Genomic DNA, 19700 nt, shown 5'->3' on the forward strand with positions numbered 1-19700 from the left:
GCAACGCTTGCATCCGGCGGCACAGACGCTCAAGCGTCAGAAGAATTGTCTGATTTCTCGATCTCAGGTCTGATCCACTGTTTTGCTTCACACGGACGCAACAGCACAAAAGCCACCGCGCGTTTACTGCACCACCCCCAGACCCGCACTTTCCAGCATCTTGACGAAAAGTCCCCGGCCACGGGCCAGAATCGGGTTTTCATAAAATCACGCGCAGAGATTTTTTCGCCTTAACACTCTGCACCATCCTCGCTAACGTCCCGTTATGACGAACGAAGGTGATCTTCTACATACGGTTACGGCGGATGCAATCTCGGATCAGCGCAGGCTGCTGGGTAAGGCGCTTGTGTGGGGGTCGGCGGCTTTGGTGTTTGTGTTGGCCGCATGGCAGATGGCCTTTGAGACAGGCCGCGTGACGACAGGTTTTGATACGTGGCGACCGGTGCTTTACGCCTATATGCTCTGGGCCACGGCACTTTGTGCAGCACAGGTCATCGTGAACGGTGAAAAGGGCAAACGCACACTTTTTGTGCTGCCTGCGGCTCTCTTTGTGATCAGCCTTGTGGTCTTTCCGCTGCTCTTTGCGCTTTATATATCATTTACTGACTGGAACCTCGCGTCACCCAATGGGCCGCAGCCAAACGGCTGGGACAATATGCGCGAGATGTGGAACGATACGTTTTACTGGAACGCATTGAAAAACATGGTGTATTACGTGCTGGCGGTCAGTGTGGAATATGTCATCGCCTTCGGTCTGGCCCTGCTGCTGAATGCGCAGATCAGGGCGCGCAAGTTCTTTCGCGTGGTGTTTTTGCTGCCGCTGATGCTTAGCCCTGTGGCGGTGTCGTGGATGATCGGCAAGTCCATGCTGGAGGTCCGTTTCGGCCCGATCTCGCGCGTGTTGCGCGAAATGGGCATTGAACCGAGCTTCTTCGGCACGCCGGAAATCGCCCGTTTCATGATCATGGCCATGGACGCATGGACGTTTATTCCCTTCATGATGATCATGCTGCTGGCCGGTTTGCAGGCGCTCCCGCGCGAGATCATCGAGGCCTCGAAAGTCGATGGCGCATCCGGCTGGCAAAGCTTTCGCGAAGTGATTTTCCCGCTGATGCTGCCCGTATCGGTGACCGCGATCGTGATCCGCATTATCTTCAAACTGAAACTGGCTGATATCATCATCAACGTGACCTCCGGCGGGCCGGGTGGGGCCACGGACAGCGTGACCAGTTTCATATTCCGCGAATACCGGGACCGCTCCAACGTGGGCTACGGGACCTTGCTGGCGATGATCTATCTGGTGCTGATCGTCATTTTTGTCACGCTCCTGCTGAAACTCGTGAGCCGCTGGATGGAGCGCCCCGCATGACCGCAGTATTCAAGGATCACGAGGGCGACCAGCGCATGCCGACGAAATGGTGGGCCAGTCGGATTGCAATTTACGCTGCCCTGATCACATGGGCCTTTGTCTGTCTGTTCCCGATTTTCTGGACGATCACGACGTCGTTCAAACTCGCGCCCGACGTGATGAAGGGCAATATGATCCCATGGGTCGACTTCCAGCCCAAATGGCGCGGCTGGGAAAGCCTCGGCCTGTCACCGCGTCTGATCGGTGAGGTTTCCACCGTGCGCGAAGAGTTCTTCAAACGCTTCTGGAACAGTGCCATCGTCGCCGTTTCCGCCTCCACCCTTGCGGTCGTGCTTGGCTCGCTTGCGGCCTATGGGCTGTCGCGGTTCAACTACCGCTTTGGATTCATGCGCAATTCCGACATCTCGTTCTTTTTCCTCAGCCAGATGATCCTGCCCCCGGTGGTGCTGGCGCTGCCGTTTCTGGTGCTCTACCGCTCGCTGGACCTGTTGGACAGCCGCATCGGTCTGATCCTGCTGTATACGCTGATGGTGCTGCCGATTGTCATCTGGATCATGCGCGACCAGTTTCAGGGCATCCCGGTGGAACTCGAAGAGGCCGCATTGGTCGACGGGCTTGGCATCTGGGGCGCGTTCATGCAGATCGTCCTGCCCATCGCCCTGCCCGGCATGGTCGCGGCCTTTATCCTCAGCCTCGTGCTGTGCTGGAACGAGTATTTCTTTGCCGCCCTTCTAACGGCCACGAACTCAACAACGCTGCCGGTGATGGTGGCCTCTCAGACCGGATCGCAAGGCATCAACTGGTGGTCCATGGCCGCCCTGTCGACGGCGGCGATCTTCCCGTTGATCATCGTCGCGATCTTCCTTGAAAGATACATCATCAAGGGCATGGCGGCGGGCGCGGTGAAATAGACGCGCGGCAATCTCCGTCGTCAGCCCTCTGACGCGCGGGCTTCCTACCGCCAGCCTTTGTCCGATCCCGTCTGAAAGGTGCCACGGTCGATGTGGATCAATCCCGTCGATACGTGACCCTTGCGACCGTCAGGTTTCCCGGCATCACGGTCCCGCAGGCACCTATCCCAACGCCGTCGCGGGGTACGACCTCCATCGTTGTCTTCGCGCTGACCTCAGGGGGTTGCATCACTCGCTCAATGCGGCCCCCTGTGCGATCTGAACGTTGTGAATGGTGCCGTCAAAAGCAAAGGGACGGTTTTCCTCATAGCTCAAAGACACGGGTGAACCGAGGTCGCGACCAACATCGAAACTCTCGGTCGCGGTAAAGGCTGCGGGCACGGTGCGGGGCACCTGAACTGTCGCGGCCTGCTCGCCATTGATTGTGATGATAACATCCGCCGCCGCTGCGGGTTTCGCAATTGTCGTGTCGATAACGATCTTGTGGCGACCCGCCGGCAGCGGATCGGTCTGTACCTGCGTGTTTTCGATGATGAGCATGTTGTATTCATAGGTCAGCACGCCCTCCTTGACATAGACGGACAGGCCGCCGCCCGCGCCGCCAACGGCATAGAGCACGCCGTTCGCGGCCTCGCCGAACTCGGCGTCGATGGTCACGCGGGTCGATTGACGACCGATGCCCGGTGCTGCGAACTCCGGCATCCGCTTGATCTCGGGTCCGAAGGTCCAGCTGTCATAGGCCGAGGTGATCCGATCCTCGGGATGGATGCGCAGCCAGTTGCCCGCCCCGATGGGAAAGTCCTTGTTGTCCTCCGCCACCTCCAGAAACCGGGCTTGCAACTCGGCCAGTTTGTCCGGCATCTCGGCCGCCAGATCATTGGCCTGGCTGAAATCCTCCGTCAGATTGTAAAGTTCCCACACGTCATTGTCAGAGTCCCAATCCGCGATTCCGGCAGCCGAACCTACGCTGTCCCATGGCGTGAAAGGCCCAAAGGTGCCCGCGAACCAGCCGTCCAGATAAATCCCCCGACTGCCGTTGTTGTCAAAGAACTGTTCGGACTTCTGCGGGGCCGCATCCGCATCGCCAAAGGTGTAGGCAAGGCTCACGCCGTCCATGGGCATTTGGGAGAAACCACTCACAACGTCGGGATGAGGGATGTCAAGCAATTCATAGATCGTCGGGGCGATATCGACGACATGGTGAAACTGGGTGCGCATTTCGCCATCATGAACGATCCGGCCCGGCCAGTTGACGACCATCGGATTGCGTGTGCCGCCAAAATAAGCGCCCATCAACTTGGTGCCCTTGAACGGCGTGCTCCCCGCCCAGGCCCAGCCCGCATGGTACATGTTGTCGGTGCGCGGGCCGCCCAGTTCCTCGATCCCGCCGATCTGATCGAGCGCCTCAAGTTGCTGTTCGATCGTGTTGGGGACGTTGTTCTGCGCCAGAAGTTCGCTGATCGAGCCGCGCTGGCCTTCGGCGGAGGATCCGTTGTCACCGAAGATGTAAAAGATCAGCGTATTGTCGCGCAGGCCCCGGTCGTCCAGCCCGTCGATCAGCCGCCCGGCCTGCGTATCGGTATGTTCGACGAAGCCGGCGAATATCTCCATCAGCCGCGTCTGGAAGTCGTGTTGATCCGCGGGGATTTCGTTCCAGCCTTGCAGCGTCTCGTCACGCGGGGTCAGTTGCGTGCCCTCGGGGATCACACCCATCTCCAGTTGCCGCTGGAATGTGGCTTCACGGTAGGCATCCCAGCCGTCGTCAAACTGGCCGTCATATTTGTCAGCCCATTCGGGGAAGATGTGGTGCGGGCCATGCACGCCGCCCGGTGCCCAGTACATGAAGAAAGGCTTATCCGGATCAAAGGCGCGGTAATCGTCCAGCCAGCGCAGCGCATCGTCCACGAGGTCCTCGGTCAGGTGATAGTGGGGATCGTCCACGGGTGGCTCGACCGCGTCGAGGTTTCGCGTCAGCCGCGGTTCCCATTGCGAGGTTTCGCCACCAAGGAACCCATAGAAATACTCAAACCCATATCCGGTCGGCCAGCGGTCCTTTGGCCCGATTGCCGTGGTCTCGATTGCAGGCGTGTTGTGCCACTTACCGAAGGCGGAGGTGTGGTAGCCGTATTCCTTCAAAACCTCGGCGATGGTCGCCGCCTCCTTGGGAATGACGCCGGTGTAGCCGTCAAAGGCCACCGCACGCTCCGCAATAGTACCGGAGCCGACGCGCGTGTGGTTGCGACCCGTGAGCAGAGCAGCACGGGTGGGCGAGCAGATCGAGGAGGTATGAAACTTGGTGAAAAAGATGCCTTCGGCGGCAAGCGCATCAAGCGTCGGTGTGCTCACCGCCCCCCCCGAAGGTCGAAGGGATGCCAAAGCCCACGTCATCCAGCATCACGATCAGGATGTTGGGCGCGTCCTCTGGCAGACGCTCGACCGGGTCGGGCCATTTCATGGTGCTGTCCTGAAGGCGCCGGGCCGCCGTGCCCGCCATGGGTTGCGGCGGGAACGGCAGAACTGATCCGTCGTTCGGGGTGCCGGCCTCCTGCGCTTGGACGGAGACGGCAAGGACCGTTGCCGCGATGGCCAGGAATAGCGCGGGCATTGAGGTTAGATGAGACATCGGGTGGTCCTTTGATCAGAAAGCATAGGAAAGGGACAACACGTAGAGATCGCCGGACAGCCGGTCCTTGGCGTCGATATCGAAAAGCGCCTTGGCAGTGACACCAATGGAAGTGCCTGCGACGGGCGCATTCCATTGCGCCACTGGACCGAGGCCGTAGCTCCACGCTTTGATGTCCGAGGCGTCCTAGTGGCCGATCACATTACCCTCGTCGGCTTCGATCTGGGCGTAGAAGTATCCGCTGATGCCAGCGGTGAAGCTCTTGGAGACATGTCTGGCGACGGTCCAGTCGAGGTGAACTTCATCACCTGTTCTGTATTCTGTGTCCGGGTTTTCCCAGTTATGAAGATACCCGACATTCGCGGAAACCTCGAACCCGGATTGCGGATTGAACCAGGTGTAGGCACCCCCGATTTCGGCCGTCCAGTAGTTGCGACCGGTGTTCAGTGCCTTTTCCGCGTCAAAGCTGCCCGTCGGCGCGTAGGCACCAAGCTTGAACGTGAAATGATGCTTGTCCTGCGACCAGTTCAAAAGGACCGGCGCGACATAGAGATCGGCAAAGCCGGAGATGGACTTGCCGCGGGTAAAGCCGCCGAAATCCGTCAAGACCTGCCCGGAAATATCTGCGTCGAGCACATAGGTCAGAACAACAGACGCCCCGTAGCGTGCGCCGAAAACCTCGGTATCGGTCAACCATGACAGCCGGGTCGTGTTGAGCGATGCCTGCTGATTGGCGGATCCTACGGCAACACCGTTTCGCACATGGGCACCGACATCGTAGTCGTAGAACCATGTGTCGTTGCGCAGGTAGAGGCCCGCCGGTCCGAAGACGCCAAGCAGGAACTCGCCCTGCGTGCCGGGAACGTAGTGGCTGCCGCCGCCCTCGCCAGCAAAGGCATCCGATCCACCGCCCGCGACGCCCACCGCCATGATCGCAGCGATGGTAGGTTTGCGCATTAGGCTGGGCATCCTGCCTGTCAGGCCGTGGCGGCATTCTGTGGCATCGTCACGCGTCACGGGTTGGACCTCGCCACGGCGGGCGGCGCCCATGTTCCAGTTGCCAGACCGTCATCCGGGCCATAGAGACGCAGGTTCATGTAAAACCCGCCCTCTGGCGCCGGCAGCCAGTTGGATGTGGCGCCATCCCCTTCCGGCGCGGCGTTCTGGATGGTGATCGTCAGGGAGCCGTCGTCGTCATAGACCAGCCCCGGTGTGTAGGTGCCGATGGAATATCGGTCGATGGGATTGGCCACAAAGGCGCCAGTGCCCGCGTCATACATAGACAAAGACCAGAAGGCGGACACACCGGGTAAGGCGTCTCCGTCAAACCGGAGGGTGTAGCTGTTTGCCCCATCAAACGCGGCCCCGTCGGTGTCTATGCGACCGTCCATGTAAATCGCCTCGTCGGGCCGATTGCCGCCGGTGAACCATTTGGCCCAAGTCGCCCGGAACAGATAATCGGTGCCCATGATCCCCGACGTCCGGCTCCAGCGCCAGCCATTGACCTCTTCGCCCGTGATGGCTGCGTTCACATCCATCAGGTGATTTGCAAAGAGATAGGCTTTAGCCAGCCCCGACCGTTCCGCGTCCGACAACATCGTCGGGTCAAAACGGGTGTTGCCATCGGTGAAACCGATCTGCGCCAGACTGTCGGCAAAGACGGCATCTTGCTGCGGCTTGGGCGGCGTGAATTGCAGCGCATGGGCCAGCTTGTCGTAAAAGAGCAGACCATCGGGCAAATCCGTGGGCGGGGCATAGGCGACACGCGCCTGCGAGAACGCAGCATCGACAGGCACCTCACTGTCAGAGGGATAGGCACTGAGCGGGGTGATCCACATCCCGTCCTGTATTTCATTGGCGCGGGCCACATCGCCCGGACCTTTCACACCAATGCGCCCCCAATACACCGCATTGTCATAGGGGCTGTCGATCCGTGGCAGACCGTCAGGCAGCGTGCCCGTCCAGTTCGGACCCACAAGCGCATAAGCCCCCGCATCGGTCCCCGTCGTCAGTGTGCCCACATAGTCAAAGGTATCGCCGTTTGGATCCCAAAGCTGGATTGCATAATAGCGATCGTCTTCGACCTCCGGCACACTCAGCACCATGGGTTCATTGCTGAGGTCCATGAAGGACTGGATGTAAAGCGTGTCGTTATTCGGGGTGGCAATCTGTGTATATTCGGGGCCGCGCAACTGCCGCACGCGGGCCAGTTCATTCACCTGTGATCCCGGGTTGCCGGTCTTCTCCTCGGCATCCGGGGTCGCGCGCCCGCGCATGAGATCTTCGAAAAACACCACCGGGTAGCCCCAGATGACAGCATCAAGCGCGAGGTAGAAGGCTTGCGCTTCTTCCCCCTGCAGGCCCGACAAATCCGGCAGCGGCAAAGTGCGATCGTCGGCGCTCGCGATGGGCGGCGCAGTGAAAAGGGCTAGCATGACGGCGGCGATCGCAAGTTTTTTTCGTTTCACGTCAGCGTCCTTGTCCAGTTAAATCTTGAAGCTCGAAGCCTTTGGTCGGAAACGGACGGTAAGTGCCGGCACGGGTTATTGCCTCCGCCCCAGGCAAGCGCCTGCGAGCAGGAGGGGCGCTTTGCAACGGTGGAAAAGAGAAACAGGCGCACGTCAGCCCCCTGTTGGAAGAAGAAATTTCACGGTAAATCCAAAGGTGTCGCGCGGCGCGGCCCCATCGTCATAAAAGTTGCGTTCATAGCTGATCTGATACTGCACCGGTACGCGACCCGCGCCGGGGCGGGTGAGCTTTGACAGCTTGACGCCCAAGGGAAGGGACGTGAATTTGTTTGCATCCCAGTCGTAGACGAACGTCATATCCGAGAACCCGGCAGACCACCCCTGCCCCATCGGTATGTTCACAATCGGCTGGATGGTTGACAGGTTCACATCCGGGCGGTCGTCATCGCCCGCGACCGTCAAGAGGTTCTGGTTGAATACCCCCCAAAGCCCCCAGTCCGGGCTCGCCGTGAACCCGACTGCGGGACCAAGCCCCCATTTCTCGGCACTCAATCCCTCTTTGCCGGTCGGCAGCAGTGCCACCGCACCCACGCCCCACCGCCCCCACGATTGGTCAAAGACAGTGAGATTGAACAGTGTCGCATCAGATAGCCCGCTTTGGCCTGATGGCGTATCAGTCAGATAGGGCAGTGTGAGCCGCGCAATATTGTTCATGGACCCGAAGCTGAACGGGATCGCCGCCCGAAACTGGAGTGTGTTCTGCGTAGTATCGTTCCGATTGTGAAAATCGGAAACGTAAAAGTCCTGCAGCTGGAAAGACATCAGCGACGCCGTCGGATCATTGGCCGCCGATGCCAGATCCTGCCCGTCCGACTGCGCAACGGCGGGCGCCGCTGCCACCAGCGCAAAGATCAATTTCAAACGCATACACACCTTTTTCGCGCCAGTGCCAGTGTTGGTGATCCGGACAGAGCGAGGCGACGCGTTTATGGCGTGGCAACTTCAACCAACGGTTCAGCATTGCCCGGCGCGGCCTTCAGGATCACTTTTCTGACAGAATAGTCGCTTTCACTCACGCCATTGTCATCCTGTGTACAAACCATGACAGTATAAGAAGATATTCGGACTGGTGCGTTTCGCGACGGTCTGTGGCTTCGCACACTTCCCGCGACCGTGGTGAAGACCTTGGAGAACGCCGCTCATACCCTTGATCTGAAGGCCGGACAGCGGTTCAGTGAAATTGGTGATACGGCGCATTGCCTCATCGGTGTTAATCGGGGCGTTCTCGCGCTTCATACGGACGATCAAGAACGCCATGATGTCATCGGCCATGTGGTCTGGCCGGGTGATTGGTTTGGCGTCGCGTCAGTGCTGATCGACACACCTCGGTTTATCGGCAGTTCAGCACACGTGGACGCCCGTGTCGTGCTGATCAACAGACGGTCAATCGAACGTATTGCACAGGAACACCCCACCCTTTGGCGGGGCGTCGCAGTTCTGGCCGCGCAGAACGCGATGCTGGCGACCCGCATTGCGCGGGATAACCTCCTGCGGTCACCGACTGAAAGATGTGTGGCGACCTTGGACCGGTTGGTCGGTCGTCAGTGCCTTCCATGCGATTTGCCCATCACCCAGGGACAATTCGCCGAGATTTGTGGTTTGTCCCGGGGCGCGGCCGCAAAGGTGCTCGCCGGGTTAGAGCGCAAGGGGCAAATCTCGCGCGGGTATGCGTCAATCACGGTCGAGAAAAGTTTTTCCGCGTCACCCCGCGAAAGTTGACCACCCACGCCCGGTTGGCAGGGCGAAAAAAGACCGCGTTTGGCACCTGTTCTGTATCGAACCGGTTGCCTGGGTTTCTCAACACCTTGCGCGCATCTATGGATGCAGTCCCTTTGCGATCTGCCCGGAAAATCCGCAACGCGCTTTGCAGCAAACCTTAATGCGCCATGCGGAGGGCAGAAAGGCGCACGACGTGCGCGTTTGACGCCTTGCGAAACTGGCGCTCGCTGCGATCGGGCACAAGGCGGGCTGCCACCGCGGTATCCGAAGGCCTTGGCCGATGGCCACTCAGGGTCGTGGGGGTTGGTCATGCCATTTCGCGGACCATTGATCTGAGGTGGCGCATGTCTGTGCCACAGCACCCTCCAAGCACCTGAATTGACGGATTTCTTCGCAGGATCTCGGCCATCTGCCTACCAAGTTGGCCGGGATCTCCTGCGTCTAGATTCTCAGCCTCGTCCAGTTCCGCGTGTGAACAACTCGACGCGTTCGCCACGATTCCCCTCAGGCGCGGATGGTTGTCGAGGGCTTCGGAGAAATGGGTCGGATGGGCGCAATTCACCATGAAGAACAATGCCGCCGAATTGGTCGCCTCATCAATCTGATCGATCACCTCGACAAGTCTGGACCCGTCGGCCAGACACCCGTCTGTTTCAACGACCAGAGACATGATGATCGGCAGTTTTGCATCCTGCGCGGCAAGAATGCAGCCGGCAGCTTCGCTGGGCCGGTTGAACGTATAGGCGGTGACGAGGTCAACACTGGTATCGTGCAAACTCTGCATCTGAGCCTTGTGATAGTGGCGCGCATCCTCGACAGAGACTGGCGGAATGCCTGCATAAGGATCATGGCGCGGGCCGATGCAAGCAGAGACCAGAACGTCATCGCGATTTGCGGTCCGACGCACCTCCTCCATCAGACTGACCGCATCCTTGTTCACTTCGACGAGGCGTCCAGCATCATAGCCCAGTGGTGCCGCGCGATCCGCGTTCGCCATCCAAGTGGGCGCATCGAGAATACATCCGACGTCCATTTCTTTTGCAAGATCAACAAGGGATTGCATTTGACTGGCCAGTATGGCCCGCGTCCGTGGCTGTTCCAGCAAGGGGAATGACGCGAATCCGGGCAACTCCACACCGTGGGTGAAAATGAGATCGGTACCGGTGCCAGCATAGACAAGGAACTTCTTTTCAGATTCATGTGGGAGTTGCCTTGCCATCGTCATCCGTTCCATCTGCTGCAAAAGCCTGCCGATAAAGTAGCCTGTCTCGTCTTTACTGTGAACCTATCGATGGCTGCTACGTATTTGCCCACTGCGTGATATCATCTGGCGCATCATCCCGTCTGTGCCGGGAAGCGCGCGTTTCACGGGCCGCGCAGTCACGACAACAACCAACAATGACGCGCCTTTTCAGCCTGTTTGCCTGCTCAGTTCGCTGGCACCGCAACAGTGCGCTCTTGAGCGCTGCATTGGCGCTCTGACACTTCGCACGGTCCGTTTTGGCTCTGTCATACTGAACCCGTGACAGCCTTCAGGTCCCCGCAAGCGGGTGTTGCGCGCGCTTTGGCAATCAGCTTTCGCTGTCAAGCATGGCCATGCCCGCAGCGTCGTAACGATCGCCTTGAACAGCAGCGGCAGGCACTGCGGCCTCAATCAAAGCGAGCTCTTCGGCGCAAAGTTGTATATCCAATGCATCTATCGCCTCCACCAGACGATCACGGCGGCGCGCTCCGATCAGGGGCACAACATCGGTGCCGCGATGCAACGCCCAAGCGATGGCCAACTGAGCCGTTGTGCATCCGCGCTCGCGGGCCAGACGGCCAAGAGCGTCGGTGAGGGCAAGGTTCTGTGCAAGGGCCTCTCCCTGAAACCGGGGCGCGATCGCGCGGAATTCGCGACGGCCTGCCATGGCATCGGGCGTCATATGACCCGACAGCAGACCACGCGACAGAACGCCGTAGGCCGTGATGCCGATGCCGAGGGTGCGACAGGTTTCCAACACCTCACCTTCGATAGAGCGGCTCATCAACGACCATTCCTGCTGCACGGCGGTGATCGGATGGATGGCATGGGCTGCGCGGATCGTCTTTGCGCCCGCTTCGGACAGGCCGATGTGACGGACCCATCCGACCGCCACGCAGTCCTTCAACGCGCCCATCCACTCTTCCAGCGGTACGTCACGCGGCACGCGGGCGGGCTGGTAGAGGTCGATGTAATCCGTGCCGAGACGGCGCAGGGTCTGGGCCAACGCGTTTTTGATCGATGCCGGGCGATAGTCGCCACCGGCAACCCCCCCTGCCGGGTCGCGCAGCACGCCGAACTTGACCTGCACGAAGCTTTTCTCGCGTCTGCCTTTGAGGGCACGGGCAAGCAGCATCTCGTTATGGCCTGAGCCATAGAAATCAGCCGTATCGAAAAGCGTGATGCCATGCTCCATTGCCGCATGGATCGTCGAAAGGCTTTCGTTCTCATCAGCAGGGCCATAAAAATCGCTCATCCCCATCAATCCGAGACCGAGGGGCGATACCTCCGGGCCATTCGACCCAAGGTGGCGGGATTGGGTGTCGTTGTGCATTGATCCTTGTCCTCACAGGTTCAAAGGTATGAAGCGGGCGCAGCCGCAAAAGCCGCGCCCGCATTGTGTCAGCGGGTAAGATATCCGCCGTTGATGAAAACTGTCTGGCCGTTGGTCCACTGACCTTCGGGCAGGGCCAGAGCGGCCATGGCGGGCACCACGTCTGCCACAGTGCCGAGGCGCCCCTCGGCGGCAAGACCCGCGGCAAAGGCGACGGTTTGCGGCGTTTCGGCGGCGTGGAAGAACGACGTGTCAAGCGGACCGGGTGCGATGGTGTTGACCGTGATCCGGCGCGCGCCCAACTCTTTGGCCATCATCCGGGTGAATTCCTCCACTGGCGCCTTGGTGCCACCGTAGACCGCATAACCGGGGGCGGCGCCTGCGGTCAGCGACGTGCCGACGGCGATGATGCGACCATCATCCCGCAGGCGGCGTGCCGCCTCGCGCATGGCATAAAAGGTCGTCTTGGTGTTGTCATTGAGCAGTTGCTCGAATTCTGCGTCGATGAAATCCGCCACAGGTTTCTTGATGATTGTTCCGGCGGTGTGGACAAGGATGTCGGCCCCACCGAATTCCGCCTCGGCCAGATCGAACATCGCCACGGCAGTGGCACTTTTGCCCAGATCCCCCTGAACGAGCACCGCACGGCGACCCGCGTCACGCACCAATTGCGCGGTTTGCTCGGCCTCTGCCTGCGTCTCGGCGCGGTGATAATGGACGACCACATCGGCCCCCATCTGCGCCAGACGCTCCGCGAATCCGCGCCCGAGGTTGGCGCGCGCGCCGGTCACGATAGCGACCTTGCCGGCAAGTGGCGCCGCAGGGTTGGTTTTCGCCGAAGCGTCTGTTGTACCAAGGGCGGCAGCCCCCATGCTGGCAAGACCCAGACCTGTCAGGGCGGCACGGCGGGAAAGCATTTCTTGTGTCATGATAATGTCCTTTGATTTTCTGGTTGAGGGAAGGTTAAACAAGGCAGCGTGGCGCCTTGGCGGGGGCGTTGGAGGCCAGTTGCACCGCATGCGCCTGCTTGAGCGCTCTGGCCTGCTGGAGCGTGGCGCGGAACTGCGCCCGTTCGGCATCAGTGAGCGGCGCATGCAATGCCAGACCTGTTGACTGTGCGACATGCGTGCGTCCCGCAGCGAGTGAGATCAGCTCCAGCGGGGTGAAAGAGGCGGGGTCCACGTTGAGGGCGGCGGCAAGGAACACCCGCTCTGGCGCATCAGAATTTATGTTGGCTACGCTTGTTTTCCCACCGGCATTCAGGACCAGACCAAAAGCCAGAACCGAGGCCGAAAAAACGCTATAAACCTGTGTGTACATGATTTTTCCCATCTTTGTTTGGCGCGCTGCGCAGTTTTTCTTTTCTTGAAGCAAGATATAGCAACGCCAGATTCTCCTTGAACTGCGAAAAAATCTCTGCAACCCATCTGATATTCAGATGGGTAAGTAGATGCTTGATAATGTGACGCTTGATCAGTTGCGTATGCTGGTCGCCATTGATGAAACCGGAAGCTTTACCGCCGCCGCCGCCCGCGTGCAGCGCGCGCAGTCCGCTGTGAGCCATGCGATCCGTACGCTGGAGGCGGATCTGGATGTCGTGCTGTTTGACCGCACGGGCCGCAAACCCGTGCGCACCCCAGCGGGTGACGCGATCATCGCAGAGGCGCGCACGATCCTTTCGCGGGTTGATCACCTAAAAGCGCGGGCGCGCGGTATTTCGGCGGGTATGGAGAGCGAGATTTGCCTCGCCACTTCGGTCATTGCGCCGCGCGAGGGCGTTCTGGATTTGCTGGATGCCTTTCGCGCAGAGTTTCCCACAATCGGGCTGCGCTTGTTTGTCGAGGAAATCGGCGGCGTGCCACAACTGTTGATGGATGGTCGCGCCGATCTGGGGCTCTTGGGCAAACCCAGTCTTGCCGGTGCGGTTTTTGAGCCGCTGGAGGCTACTGCTGTCGGCACCTCGGACGTGGTCGCGGTGGCACGTCCTGATCATCCACTCGCGATGATGGACCGCCCGCTGACCGAAGTCGATCTGACCGACCACCGCCAGCTTGTGCCCACCAGCCGCGCGCTGCCGCGCTACCTCAACCGGATGGTCAACGACATCTGGGAGATTGCAGAATTGGACATGCGCCACGAGATGCTGAGACGTGGCATGGGCTGGGGCACCGTGCCAACCTATCTGGTGGAACGCGACCTTGCATCCGGTCGGCTGGTCACCCTCGATATTTCCGCCCGACCGGATGAGGTGATGCGCGTACCGCTGTTCGCCGCGCATAAGAAAGACGCCGCTATTGGCCCCGCGACCCGGTGGCTAATTGAGAAGATGGGCGAGGTATTCGGGTAAATCGCTCAGGGTATCGATGACCCAACCCGACAATAAACGGGATCGAATGTGCAGCATCGACTTGGATCTACCCGATTGAACCGGCCATTCGCGGCTTTGGCAGCGAAAGCAAGGTTTTGCCCTGCACTGCGGGCTTTACCCCAGCTCGCTCGCGATATCCTTGGTCTGCTCATAGAGGCGGCGGAACAAGGCGTAGTGCTTTTCATAAATCGGGTCCGGAGTGGCGCGCACGGTGTCCTGCACCGGGTTCCAGTCGGTGATATGCGCGCGCTCGACCGCGCCAATTGCCAAGGCGGCAAGGAACGCATCGCCATAGGCCGCGCCGGACGTTTTTTCGCAGACCATCTGATCAATCCCCGTGATATCCGACGTGGCCTGCAGCCAAAGACGGTTTTTCGTGCCACCCCCAACGGCAAGCAGGCGGGTCGGGCTTTGGCCTGTTTCGGCAAAGGTGTCCGTCACATGCCGCGTGCCATAGGCGATCCCCTCGATCAGCGCGCGGTACATGTCGCCGCGCGAATGGGTCAGGTTCAACCCAAAGAAGGCGCCCTTGGCGTTCATGTCATGGATCGGGGTCCGTTCGCCTGAGAAATAGGGCAACATCAAGAGCCCGTTCGCACCGGGTGGGCTGCTGGCCGCCTCCTCAGCCAGCGCCGGGAATGCGGCATCCGCCGCAAGATCGCGCGCAAACTGATCGCGGAACCAATGGGTTAACGTCCCAGAGGTCGCCAGACCCGCCATCGCCGTATGCGCGCCTTCAAATAGCCAGGGCGCATACCAGATGCGCGGATCCGGCGTGCGCGCAGCGGTGCGCAGGACAATGAAGATGGTCGAGCCATACATCATCATCATGTCACCCGGTTGATCGACACCGACCGAAAACGCCTCTGCCGCCGCGTCAATGGTGCCCGCCGTCACAGGTGTACCGACCGCAAGCCCGGTCGCCGCTGCCGCCGCTTCGGTGATGGTCCCGGCGATTTCATTTGACCACAAAAGCCGGGGCAGCTTGTCCAGTGGTAGGATATCCGGCGCAAGATCATCGACCCAACCCTGCGTGACCACATCATAAAGCGGTGAGAAACTCGCCGCCGTGAAATGGTCAATCACCACCTCCCCCGTGAGGCGTTGCACGAGGAAACTGGTCGACGTCAGAATATGGGCCGAGTTTGCGTAAATTTCGGGGCGTTGGCGTTTCAGCCAGAGGATCTTGGGCCCGACCGATTGGGATGTCAGCGCATTGCCGCAACGCGCAATGATCATCTCTTCGCCGATGCGCTCAGTCAGTTCACGCACCTCCGCTTCGGCCCGCCCGTCGACACCATAAAGCACACCATTCATCAGCGGCGTGCCCTGCGCATCCACCGGCAGCATACAGGGGCCAATTGCGCTGCAGGCGACGGCCTTGATATCGGCGGGATCTATCCCGCTGTCGCTCAGTATGGTCCGGCACACATGGACGAAATCGCCCCACCAGTTTTCTTCCGGACGGTGCTCCGCCCAGCCCGGTTGCGGCACAAGCATCTTGTGGCCCCGCGCCGCCTGCGCGTGAATATGGCCCGTGTCATCCACCAAAACGCCCTTGGTTTCATATGTGCCGATGTCAATGCCGAGCGTGTAGGCCATCAATTTCTCTCATCCCATATCGCCATTTAAGGTGGTCACGTCCATTGCGAAAAGACCTGCGCCCAACGGCTTAACCCATCCCTGCCGGGACAACGCAAAATGCTGCGCATGTCACGGCTGTGGATTTTATAGGACAGATAAAACCCCACTCCAACCTGTGCATGGCAAAAACGCGCGCTTGCGCCGTGCGTCACAGGCGGCGAGCTGATCTGGTCTTGCCACGGCAAAACAGTTTATGCTCGCCGCAACATCAGGGAGAAGACCGACATGGCATTGAAAACGCGGCATTGGGACAGGCTTGGCAACGGCGGGCTGACATTTACGGAACTCGGGTTCGGCACCGCCCCGCTGGGCAATCTTTATCGCGCCATCAGCGATGAGGACGCGCGTGCCACGCTGGACGCCGCATGGCAGGGGGGCGTTCGCTATTTTGACACGGCACCGCTATATGGGCTGGGCCTGTCGGAGACAAGGCTCAATCCTTTCCTGCGCGACAAACCACGGGATGAATACGTGCTATCGACCAAGGTGGGGAGACTCATGCAGCCGTGTGAGCCTGCGTATCGCACCGGTGTCGGCAAGTGGTTTGACGTCCCGCAACGGCGTGAACAGTATGATTACACCTATGACGGCGTAATGCGCTCTTTCGAGCATTCGTTCTCGCGCCTTGGGGTTGATCGCATTGATATTCTCTATGTGCATGACCTGTGTATCTTTTCGCATGGCTCGAAAGAAGCCTCCGACATGCGGATCGAAGAGTTCTTTGGCGGGCGGGGCTATGATGCGATGATCTCCCTGCGTGATCAGGGGTTGATCCGCGCGATTGGCGGCGGCGTGAATGAGTGGGAAGTCTGCCAGACACTGACCGAACGAGGTGATTTCGACCTCTTTCTGCTGGCAGGGCGCTACACCTTGCTGGAACAAAAAGCACTGGACAGTTTCTTACCGCTTTGCGTTGAACGCGGGATCGGCATTGTAACAGGCGGTCCCTATAATTCCGGCATATTGGCCACAGGTGCCAAGCCCGGTGCGTTTTACAATTACGATCCGGCACCTCAGGAAATCATGGACCGGGTGAACGCAATCGAGGCGGTCTGCACGCAGCATGGTGTGCGCATGGTGGACGCCGCTTTCCAGTTCCCGCTTTTGCACCCGGCTCATGTGGCCGTCATTCCCGGCGGTCAGGGTGTAGGCGAAATGCACGCCAATCTGGAGGCGGCACAGGCCGACATCCCCGCAGCGCTTTGGGCGGACCTGAAGGCCAAAGGGCTGATGCGCCCGGACGCACCGGCGTGAGGTAGCTATGAAAATCGACGCACATCAGCATTTCTGGCAGCCTGCGCGGGGCGATTACCACTGGATGCCGCAGGACAATGCAACCCTGAACCGCGCCTATGCGCCGGATGATCTGGCGCGGATACTGGCGGCCCATGATATCGACGGCACGGTTCTGGTTCAGGCCGCCGCGACGCTGCATGAAACCGAATATATGTTGGGCCTTGCGGATGCCTCCCCCTTTGTCAAAGGCGTCGTCGGCTGGATTGATTTCGAGGACCCCTCCCATCTGACCCATCTGGAACGCTGGGCGCGGCATCCAAAGTTTCTGGGGGTGCGACCGATGATTCAGGATATCCCCGATGTCGACTGGATGCTGCGCGACGACGTGCAATGGGCTTACGCAGCGCTGATCGATCTGGATCTGACCTTTGATGCGCTCGGGTTTGCGCAACATATCCCGAATTTTCTGACGATTGCGCAACGCTATCCGGCCCTCAGGGTCGTCTTTGATCACGCGATGAAACCACAGATCAGGGACCAGCGTGCAGGCAAGGACATATTTCCGGCATGGGCCGAGGGCATGCGCCAACTGGCACAGGAAACCAGCGGCATGTGCAAACTGTCAGGCTTGGTGACAGAGGCGGATGAGGGCTGGCAGGTCGAGGATCTGGCCCCCTTCGCCGCCCATTTGCTTGAGGTATTCGGCCCGGATCGCGTGATGTGGGGGTCGGACTGGCCGGTTTGCCGATTACAGGCCGAATATGACGTTTGGTATGGCGCTGCGCAGACACTCACCAAGGGTTTGAGCACAGACGAACGTACAGCGATCTTTGGCGGAACAGCCGCGCGGCTTTACCGATTGAGCTGAGCGTCCAGAAAGGCGTGCAGCGCGTCATCATCATCGCGTTGCGCCACCGGCGTCGAAACCAGCCACGCGGCTGCGGCCTGCGCGCGCGGCAAGGCTTCATTGATGCTGGCACCCTGCGAAACAGTGGCGGCCAAGGCCCCGACAAACATGTCCCCCGCGCCATGGGTGGACGCAACCGCAACATCGCAGGCCGGATAGGATGATCCACCATACACCACACCCTGCGCCCCAAGAGTCGTAAGCATCTCCGGTTTTTGCGCCAGGTCAGCATAGAATGCCGCTTCAACCCGGTTGACGATCAACAGATCGGTCTGCGCCAGCAGATCATCCGCGAGCGGCCGCGCCGGGGCGGCGTTGAGCCAAACCGAAGCACCCAAAACCTGCGCCCGCTGCGCGATGGCGCGGTTTACCGCATGGGGGATTTCATTCTGAAGCAGGACAATCGACACCTCGGGCGGGATTTCGATCTGGTCTGCGTCGATGGCAAGGTTGGCGGCCGAAACGATCACCGCACCATAGGCACCGTCATCATTCACGATAGCGGTGCTCATACCGCTGGGACCGGGATCGCGCTGCACTTGGCTGATATTAAATGAGCTTGCCGCAAGACGTGCGCGCAGAACGTCGCCAAAGGCATCGCTGCCGGCGCGTCCGGCAAAATGGACATCCCCCCCCAAGCGGGCCGCCGCCAGCGCCTGATTGCCCCCCTTGCCGCCAAAGACATAGTCCACGCCGCTGCCCGCCAGCGTTTCGTCAATATCGGGGATGTGCGGAGCGCGCACGACCACATCAAGGTGCAACGCACCCACCACCAGAATGCTCATTTCAGCATGGCCGCCTGTACCAGCCGCATGGACAGGGGCGCATCCTGTCGGGCGATGGCCGCTTGCAGATCAGCATCCCCGGCAAGCCCCTGCGCAATCGCGCGCAGCCGGTTCACCACGTCGATATTGGTGCGCGCCTCTGCCACCGGGTCAAGACCGGAATGGTCCGGGAAGGTATCGAAATAAATCGCCCCATCATACCCTGCGCGCGTCAGTTCCACGAGCAGTTCAATGGTCTGCACCGGATGCACGGCCCCCACCATCAGCCCGTTGTCCCATTTCCCGTAGCCATCGTTAAGATGCACACCGAGGATGCGCGAATGACGCGCCACGAGGGCGGCGGCAAAAGCGGGCATCTCGTCGGCATAAAGCACATGGGCAAAATCAAGAGTTACACCGGTATTGGGCCGGTCAACCTCCCTGAGCGCAAGAAGGGTCGTGGCCGCATCGGGCATCAGGGCAAAGGCGCGCGGCTCATTGGGTTTATATTCCAACGCGATATCAAGGGTCGGGTTGTGATCGGCAACCTCAGTGATCGCGGTGATCGTGTGGTCCCATGCGCGTGTGTAATCCATCTGGAACGAATAATCGAACCCGTCCTGCCCCATCCAGAGCGTCATCAGACGCCCGCCCATCTGCGCCAGCACATCGAGCCCGCGTTTGGTTTCATCTATGGCCGCGCGCCGGACGCTGGCATCGGGATGCGTGAAGGCCCCCAGTTTATAGCCCGGGTCGGTGTAGTACCGCATGGCCATGCCGTTGAGCACCATGCCGTTGCCCTGCAAGGCCTCGGTCAGTTGCGCAGGCGTATCGCTGACGAAGTGATCGGGGTAATTCAAATCCGCCGCTGTCAGCCCTGCCGTGGCCGCGCGGCCCAGCAGATCGGCAGTTGTGACCGTGTTTTTGCCGGGCCAATAGGCGTCAGCACCGATCTTGAAAGCATTCAGCCGGGCTGCAAAAAGGGGGGTGTTGGGATCTTTCATGGCCGGACCTTAATCAGTCGGCGCAATACTGGCAATTTCCATTTTGAAAAT

Annotated in this window: 19 protein-coding genes; 6 read left to right on the top strand and 13 right to left on the bottom strand. The window is 60.0% G+C overall.

The genetic code is table 11. The features are described from left to right. The first annotated feature begins 265 nt into the window (after positions 1 to 265). A complete protein-coding gene (locus RD1_RS17165) occupies positions 266 to 1369 on the top strand; it encodes a carbohydrate ABC transporter permease (protein ID WP_044033238.1) in 1104 nt (367 codons plus the stop codon). Further along, positions 1366 to 2280, top strand: coding sequence for a carbohydrate ABC transporter permease (locus tag RD1_RS17170; protein WP_044033239.1), 915 nt, complete (start codon positions 1366 to 1368; stop codon positions 2278 to 2280). The genes RD1_RS17165 and RD1_RS17170 overlap by 4 nt, the downstream gene beginning before the upstream one ends. Positions 2281 to 2508: 228 nt before the next feature. Here the strand turns inward: RD1_RS17170 and RD1_RS17175 are convergent, their stop codons facing one another. From RD1_RS17175 to RD1_RS17190, 6 genes are all read right to left on the bottom strand, one after another. After that, positions 2509 to 4626 (bottom strand): arylsulfatase, encoded by a 2118-nt coding sequence (locus RD1_RS17175; RefSeq protein ID WP_011569825.1) that lies wholly within the window; start codon positions 4624 to 4626, stop codon positions 2509 to 2511. Beyond that, positions 4607 to 4903 (bottom strand): hypothetical protein, encoded by a 297-nt coding sequence (locus RD1_RS21215; protein WP_011569826.1) that lies wholly within the window; start codon positions 4901 to 4903, stop codon positions 4607 to 4609. The genes RD1_RS17175 and RD1_RS21215 overlap by 20 nt, the downstream gene beginning before the upstream one ends. 15 nt (positions 4904 to 4918) lie before the next feature. Continuing rightward, complete coding sequence (locus tag RD1_RS21405; protein WP_011569827.1) at positions 4919 to 5047, bottom strand: hypothetical protein; 129 nt, start codon at positions 5045 to 5047, stop codon at positions 4919 to 4921. Positions 5048 to 5089: 42 nt separating this feature from the next. After that, positions 5090 to 5860, bottom strand: coding sequence for a SphA family protein (locus RD1_RS17180; protein WP_171960013.1), 771 nt, complete (start codon positions 5858 to 5860; stop codon positions 5090 to 5092). Between the two features lie 56 nt (positions 5861 to 5916). Then, a complete protein-coding gene (locus RD1_RS17185; protein ID WP_011569829.1) occupies positions 5917 to 7371 on the bottom strand; it encodes a DUF1254 domain-containing protein in 1455 nt (484 codons plus the stop codon). A 153-nt stretch (positions 7372 to 7524) separates the two neighbouring features. Continuing rightward, positions 7525 to 8298, bottom strand: a complete 774-nt coding sequence (locus tag RD1_RS17190) for a hypothetical protein (protein WP_011569830.1) — start codon at positions 8296 to 8298, stop codon at positions 7525 to 7527. A gap of 258 nt (positions 8299 to 8556) precedes the next feature. On the opposite strand from RD1_RS17190, the gene RD1_RS17195 reads away from it, so the two are divergent. Next, entirely contained in the window at positions 8557 to 9150 is a 594-nt protein-coding gene (locus RD1_RS17195) for a Crp/Fnr family transcriptional regulator (protein WP_171960014.1), read from the top strand. Between the two features lie 307 nt (positions 9151 to 9457). On the opposite strand, the gene RD1_RS17200 is transcribed toward RD1_RS17195, so the two are convergent. The 4 genes from RD1_RS17200 to RD1_RS17215 all read right to left on the bottom strand — a co-directional run bounded on the left by RD1_RS17200 (position 9458) and on the right by RD1_RS17215 (position 13046). Then, positions 9458 to 10369: a homocysteine S-methyltransferase family protein gene (locus RD1_RS17200; protein ID WP_245897310.1), complete on the bottom strand. Its 912-nt coding sequence runs from the start codon at positions 10367 to 10369 to the stop codon at positions 9458 to 9460. A gap of 352 nt (positions 10370 to 10721) precedes the next feature. Beyond that, the gene (locus RD1_RS17205; RefSeq protein ID WP_011569835.1) at positions 10722 to 11726 is read right to left on the bottom strand and encodes an aldo/keto reductase; all 1005 of its coding nucleotides are present in this window, start codon (positions 11724 to 11726) and stop codon (positions 10722 to 10724) included. Positions 11727 to 11794: 68 nt separating this feature from the next. Next, on the bottom strand, positions 11795 to 12655 hold the full coding sequence (locus RD1_RS17210; protein ID WP_105880276.1) for an SDR family oxidoreductase: 861 nt from the start codon (positions 12653 to 12655) through the stop codon (positions 11795 to 11797). Between the two features lie 34 nt (positions 12656 to 12689). Next, the gene (locus RD1_RS17215; protein WP_143090271.1) at positions 12690 to 13046 is read right to left on the bottom strand and encodes a hypothetical protein; all 357 of its coding nucleotides are present in this window, start codon (positions 13044 to 13046) and stop codon (positions 12690 to 12692) included. Between the two features lie 130 nt (positions 13047 to 13176). Here RD1_RS17215 and RD1_RS17220 point away from each other — a divergent pair, with 130 nt between their 5' ends. Beyond that, entirely contained in the window at positions 13177 to 14073 is an 897-nt protein-coding gene (locus tag RD1_RS17220) for a LysR family transcriptional regulator (RefSeq protein WP_011569838.1), read from the top strand. A gap of 135 nt (positions 14074 to 14208) precedes the next feature. On the opposite strand, the gene RD1_RS17225 is transcribed toward RD1_RS17220, so the two are convergent. Further along, positions 14209 to 15696 (bottom strand): FGGY-family carbohydrate kinase, encoded by a 1488-nt coding sequence (locus RD1_RS17225; protein ID WP_011569839.1) that lies wholly within the window; start codon positions 15694 to 15696, stop codon positions 14209 to 14211. 267 nt (positions 15697 to 15963) lie between these two features. Between RD1_RS17225 and RD1_RS17230 the strand changes: the two genes are divergently transcribed. Together RD1_RS17230 and RD1_RS17235 are read left to right on the top strand one after the other, a co-directional pair. Beyond that, positions 15964 to 16992: an aldo/keto reductase gene (locus RD1_RS17230; RefSeq protein WP_011569841.1), complete on the top strand. Its 1029-nt coding sequence runs from the start codon at positions 15964 to 15966 to the stop codon at positions 16990 to 16992. 7 nt (positions 16993 to 16999) lie between these two features. Then, on the top strand, positions 17000 to 17842 hold the full coding sequence (locus RD1_RS17235; RefSeq protein WP_011569842.1) for an amidohydrolase family protein: 843 nt from the start codon (positions 17000 to 17002) through the stop codon (positions 17840 to 17842). Here the strand turns inward: RD1_RS17235 and RD1_RS17240 are convergent. Then, entirely contained in the window at positions 17827 to 18666 is an 840-nt protein-coding gene (locus RD1_RS17240; protein ID WP_011569843.1) for a PfkB family carbohydrate kinase, read from the bottom strand. The genes RD1_RS17235 and RD1_RS17240 overlap by 16 nt on opposite strands. Then, positions 18663 to 19649, bottom strand: a complete 987-nt coding sequence (locus RD1_RS17245; protein ID WP_011569844.1) for a TIM barrel protein — start codon at positions 19647 to 19649, stop codon at positions 18663 to 18665. Before RD1_RS17245 ends, RD1_RS17240 begins: the two co-directional genes overlap by 4 nt. Between the last annotated feature and the right edge of the window lie 51 nt (positions 19650 to 19700).

This window comes from Roseobacter denitrificans OCh 114, assembly GCF_000014045.1.
Taxonomy (GTDB): domain Bacteria; phylum Pseudomonadota; class Alphaproteobacteria; order Rhodobacterales; family Rhodobacteraceae; genus Roseobacter; species Roseobacter denitrificans.

Bases quoted from the DNA above. Each gene is read 5' to 3' on its own strand.
- RD1_RS17165 (WP_044033238.1), top strand. From the start codon at position 266: ATGACGAACGAAGGTGATCTTCTACATACGGTTACGGCGGATGCAATC.
- RD1_RS17170 (WP_044033239.1), top strand. From the start codon at position 1,366: ATGACCGCAGTATTCAAGGATCACGAGGGCGACCAGCGCATGCCGACG.
- RD1_RS21215 (WP_011569826.1), bottom strand. From the start codon at position 4,903: ATGTCTCATCTAACCTCAATGCCCGCGCTATTCCTGGCCATCGCGGCA.
- RD1_RS17180 (WP_171960013.1), bottom strand. From the start codon at position 5,860: ATGCGCAAACCTACCATCGCTGCGATCATGGCGGTGGGCGTCGCGGGC.
- RD1_RS17190 (WP_011569830.1), bottom strand. From the start codon at position 8,298: ATGCGTTTGAAATTGATCTTTGCGCTGGTGGCAGCGGCGCCCGCCGTT.
- RD1_RS17200 (WP_245897310.1), bottom strand. From the start codon at position 10,369: ATGGCAAGGCAACTCCCACATGAATCTGAAAAGAAGTTCCTTGTCTAT.
- RD1_RS17205 (WP_011569835.1), bottom strand. From the start codon at position 11,726: ATGCACAACGACACCCAATCCCGCCACCTTGGGTCGAATGGCCCGGAG.
- RD1_RS17210 (WP_105880276.1), bottom strand. From the start codon at position 12,655: ATGACACAAGAAATGCTTTCCCGCCGTGCCGCCCTGACAGGTCTGGGT.
- RD1_RS17215 (WP_143090271.1), bottom strand. From the start codon at position 13,046: ATGTACACACAGGTTTATAGCGTTTTTTCGGCCTCGGTTCTGGCTTTT.
- RD1_RS17220 (WP_011569838.1), top strand. From the start codon at position 13,177: ATGCTTGATAATGTGACGCTTGATCAGTTGCGTATGCTGGTCGCCATT.
- RD1_RS17225 (WP_011569839.1), bottom strand. From the start codon at position 15,696: ATGGCCTACACGCTCGGCATTGACATCGGCACATATGAAACCAAGGGC.
- RD1_RS17230 (WP_011569841.1), top strand. From the start codon at position 15,964: ATGGCATTGAAAACGCGGCATTGGGACAGGCTTGGCAACGGCGGGCTG.
- RD1_RS17235 (WP_011569842.1), top strand. From the start codon at position 17,000: ATGAAAATCGACGCACATCAGCATTTCTGGCAGCCTGCGCGGGGCGAT.
- RD1_RS17240 (WP_011569843.1), bottom strand. From the start codon at position 18,666: ATGAGCATTCTGGTGGTGGGTGCGTTGCACCTTGATGTGGTCGTGCGC.
- RD1_RS17245 (WP_011569844.1), bottom strand. From the start codon at position 19,649: ATGAAAGATCCCAACACCCCCCTTTTTGCAGCCCGGCTGAATGCTTTC.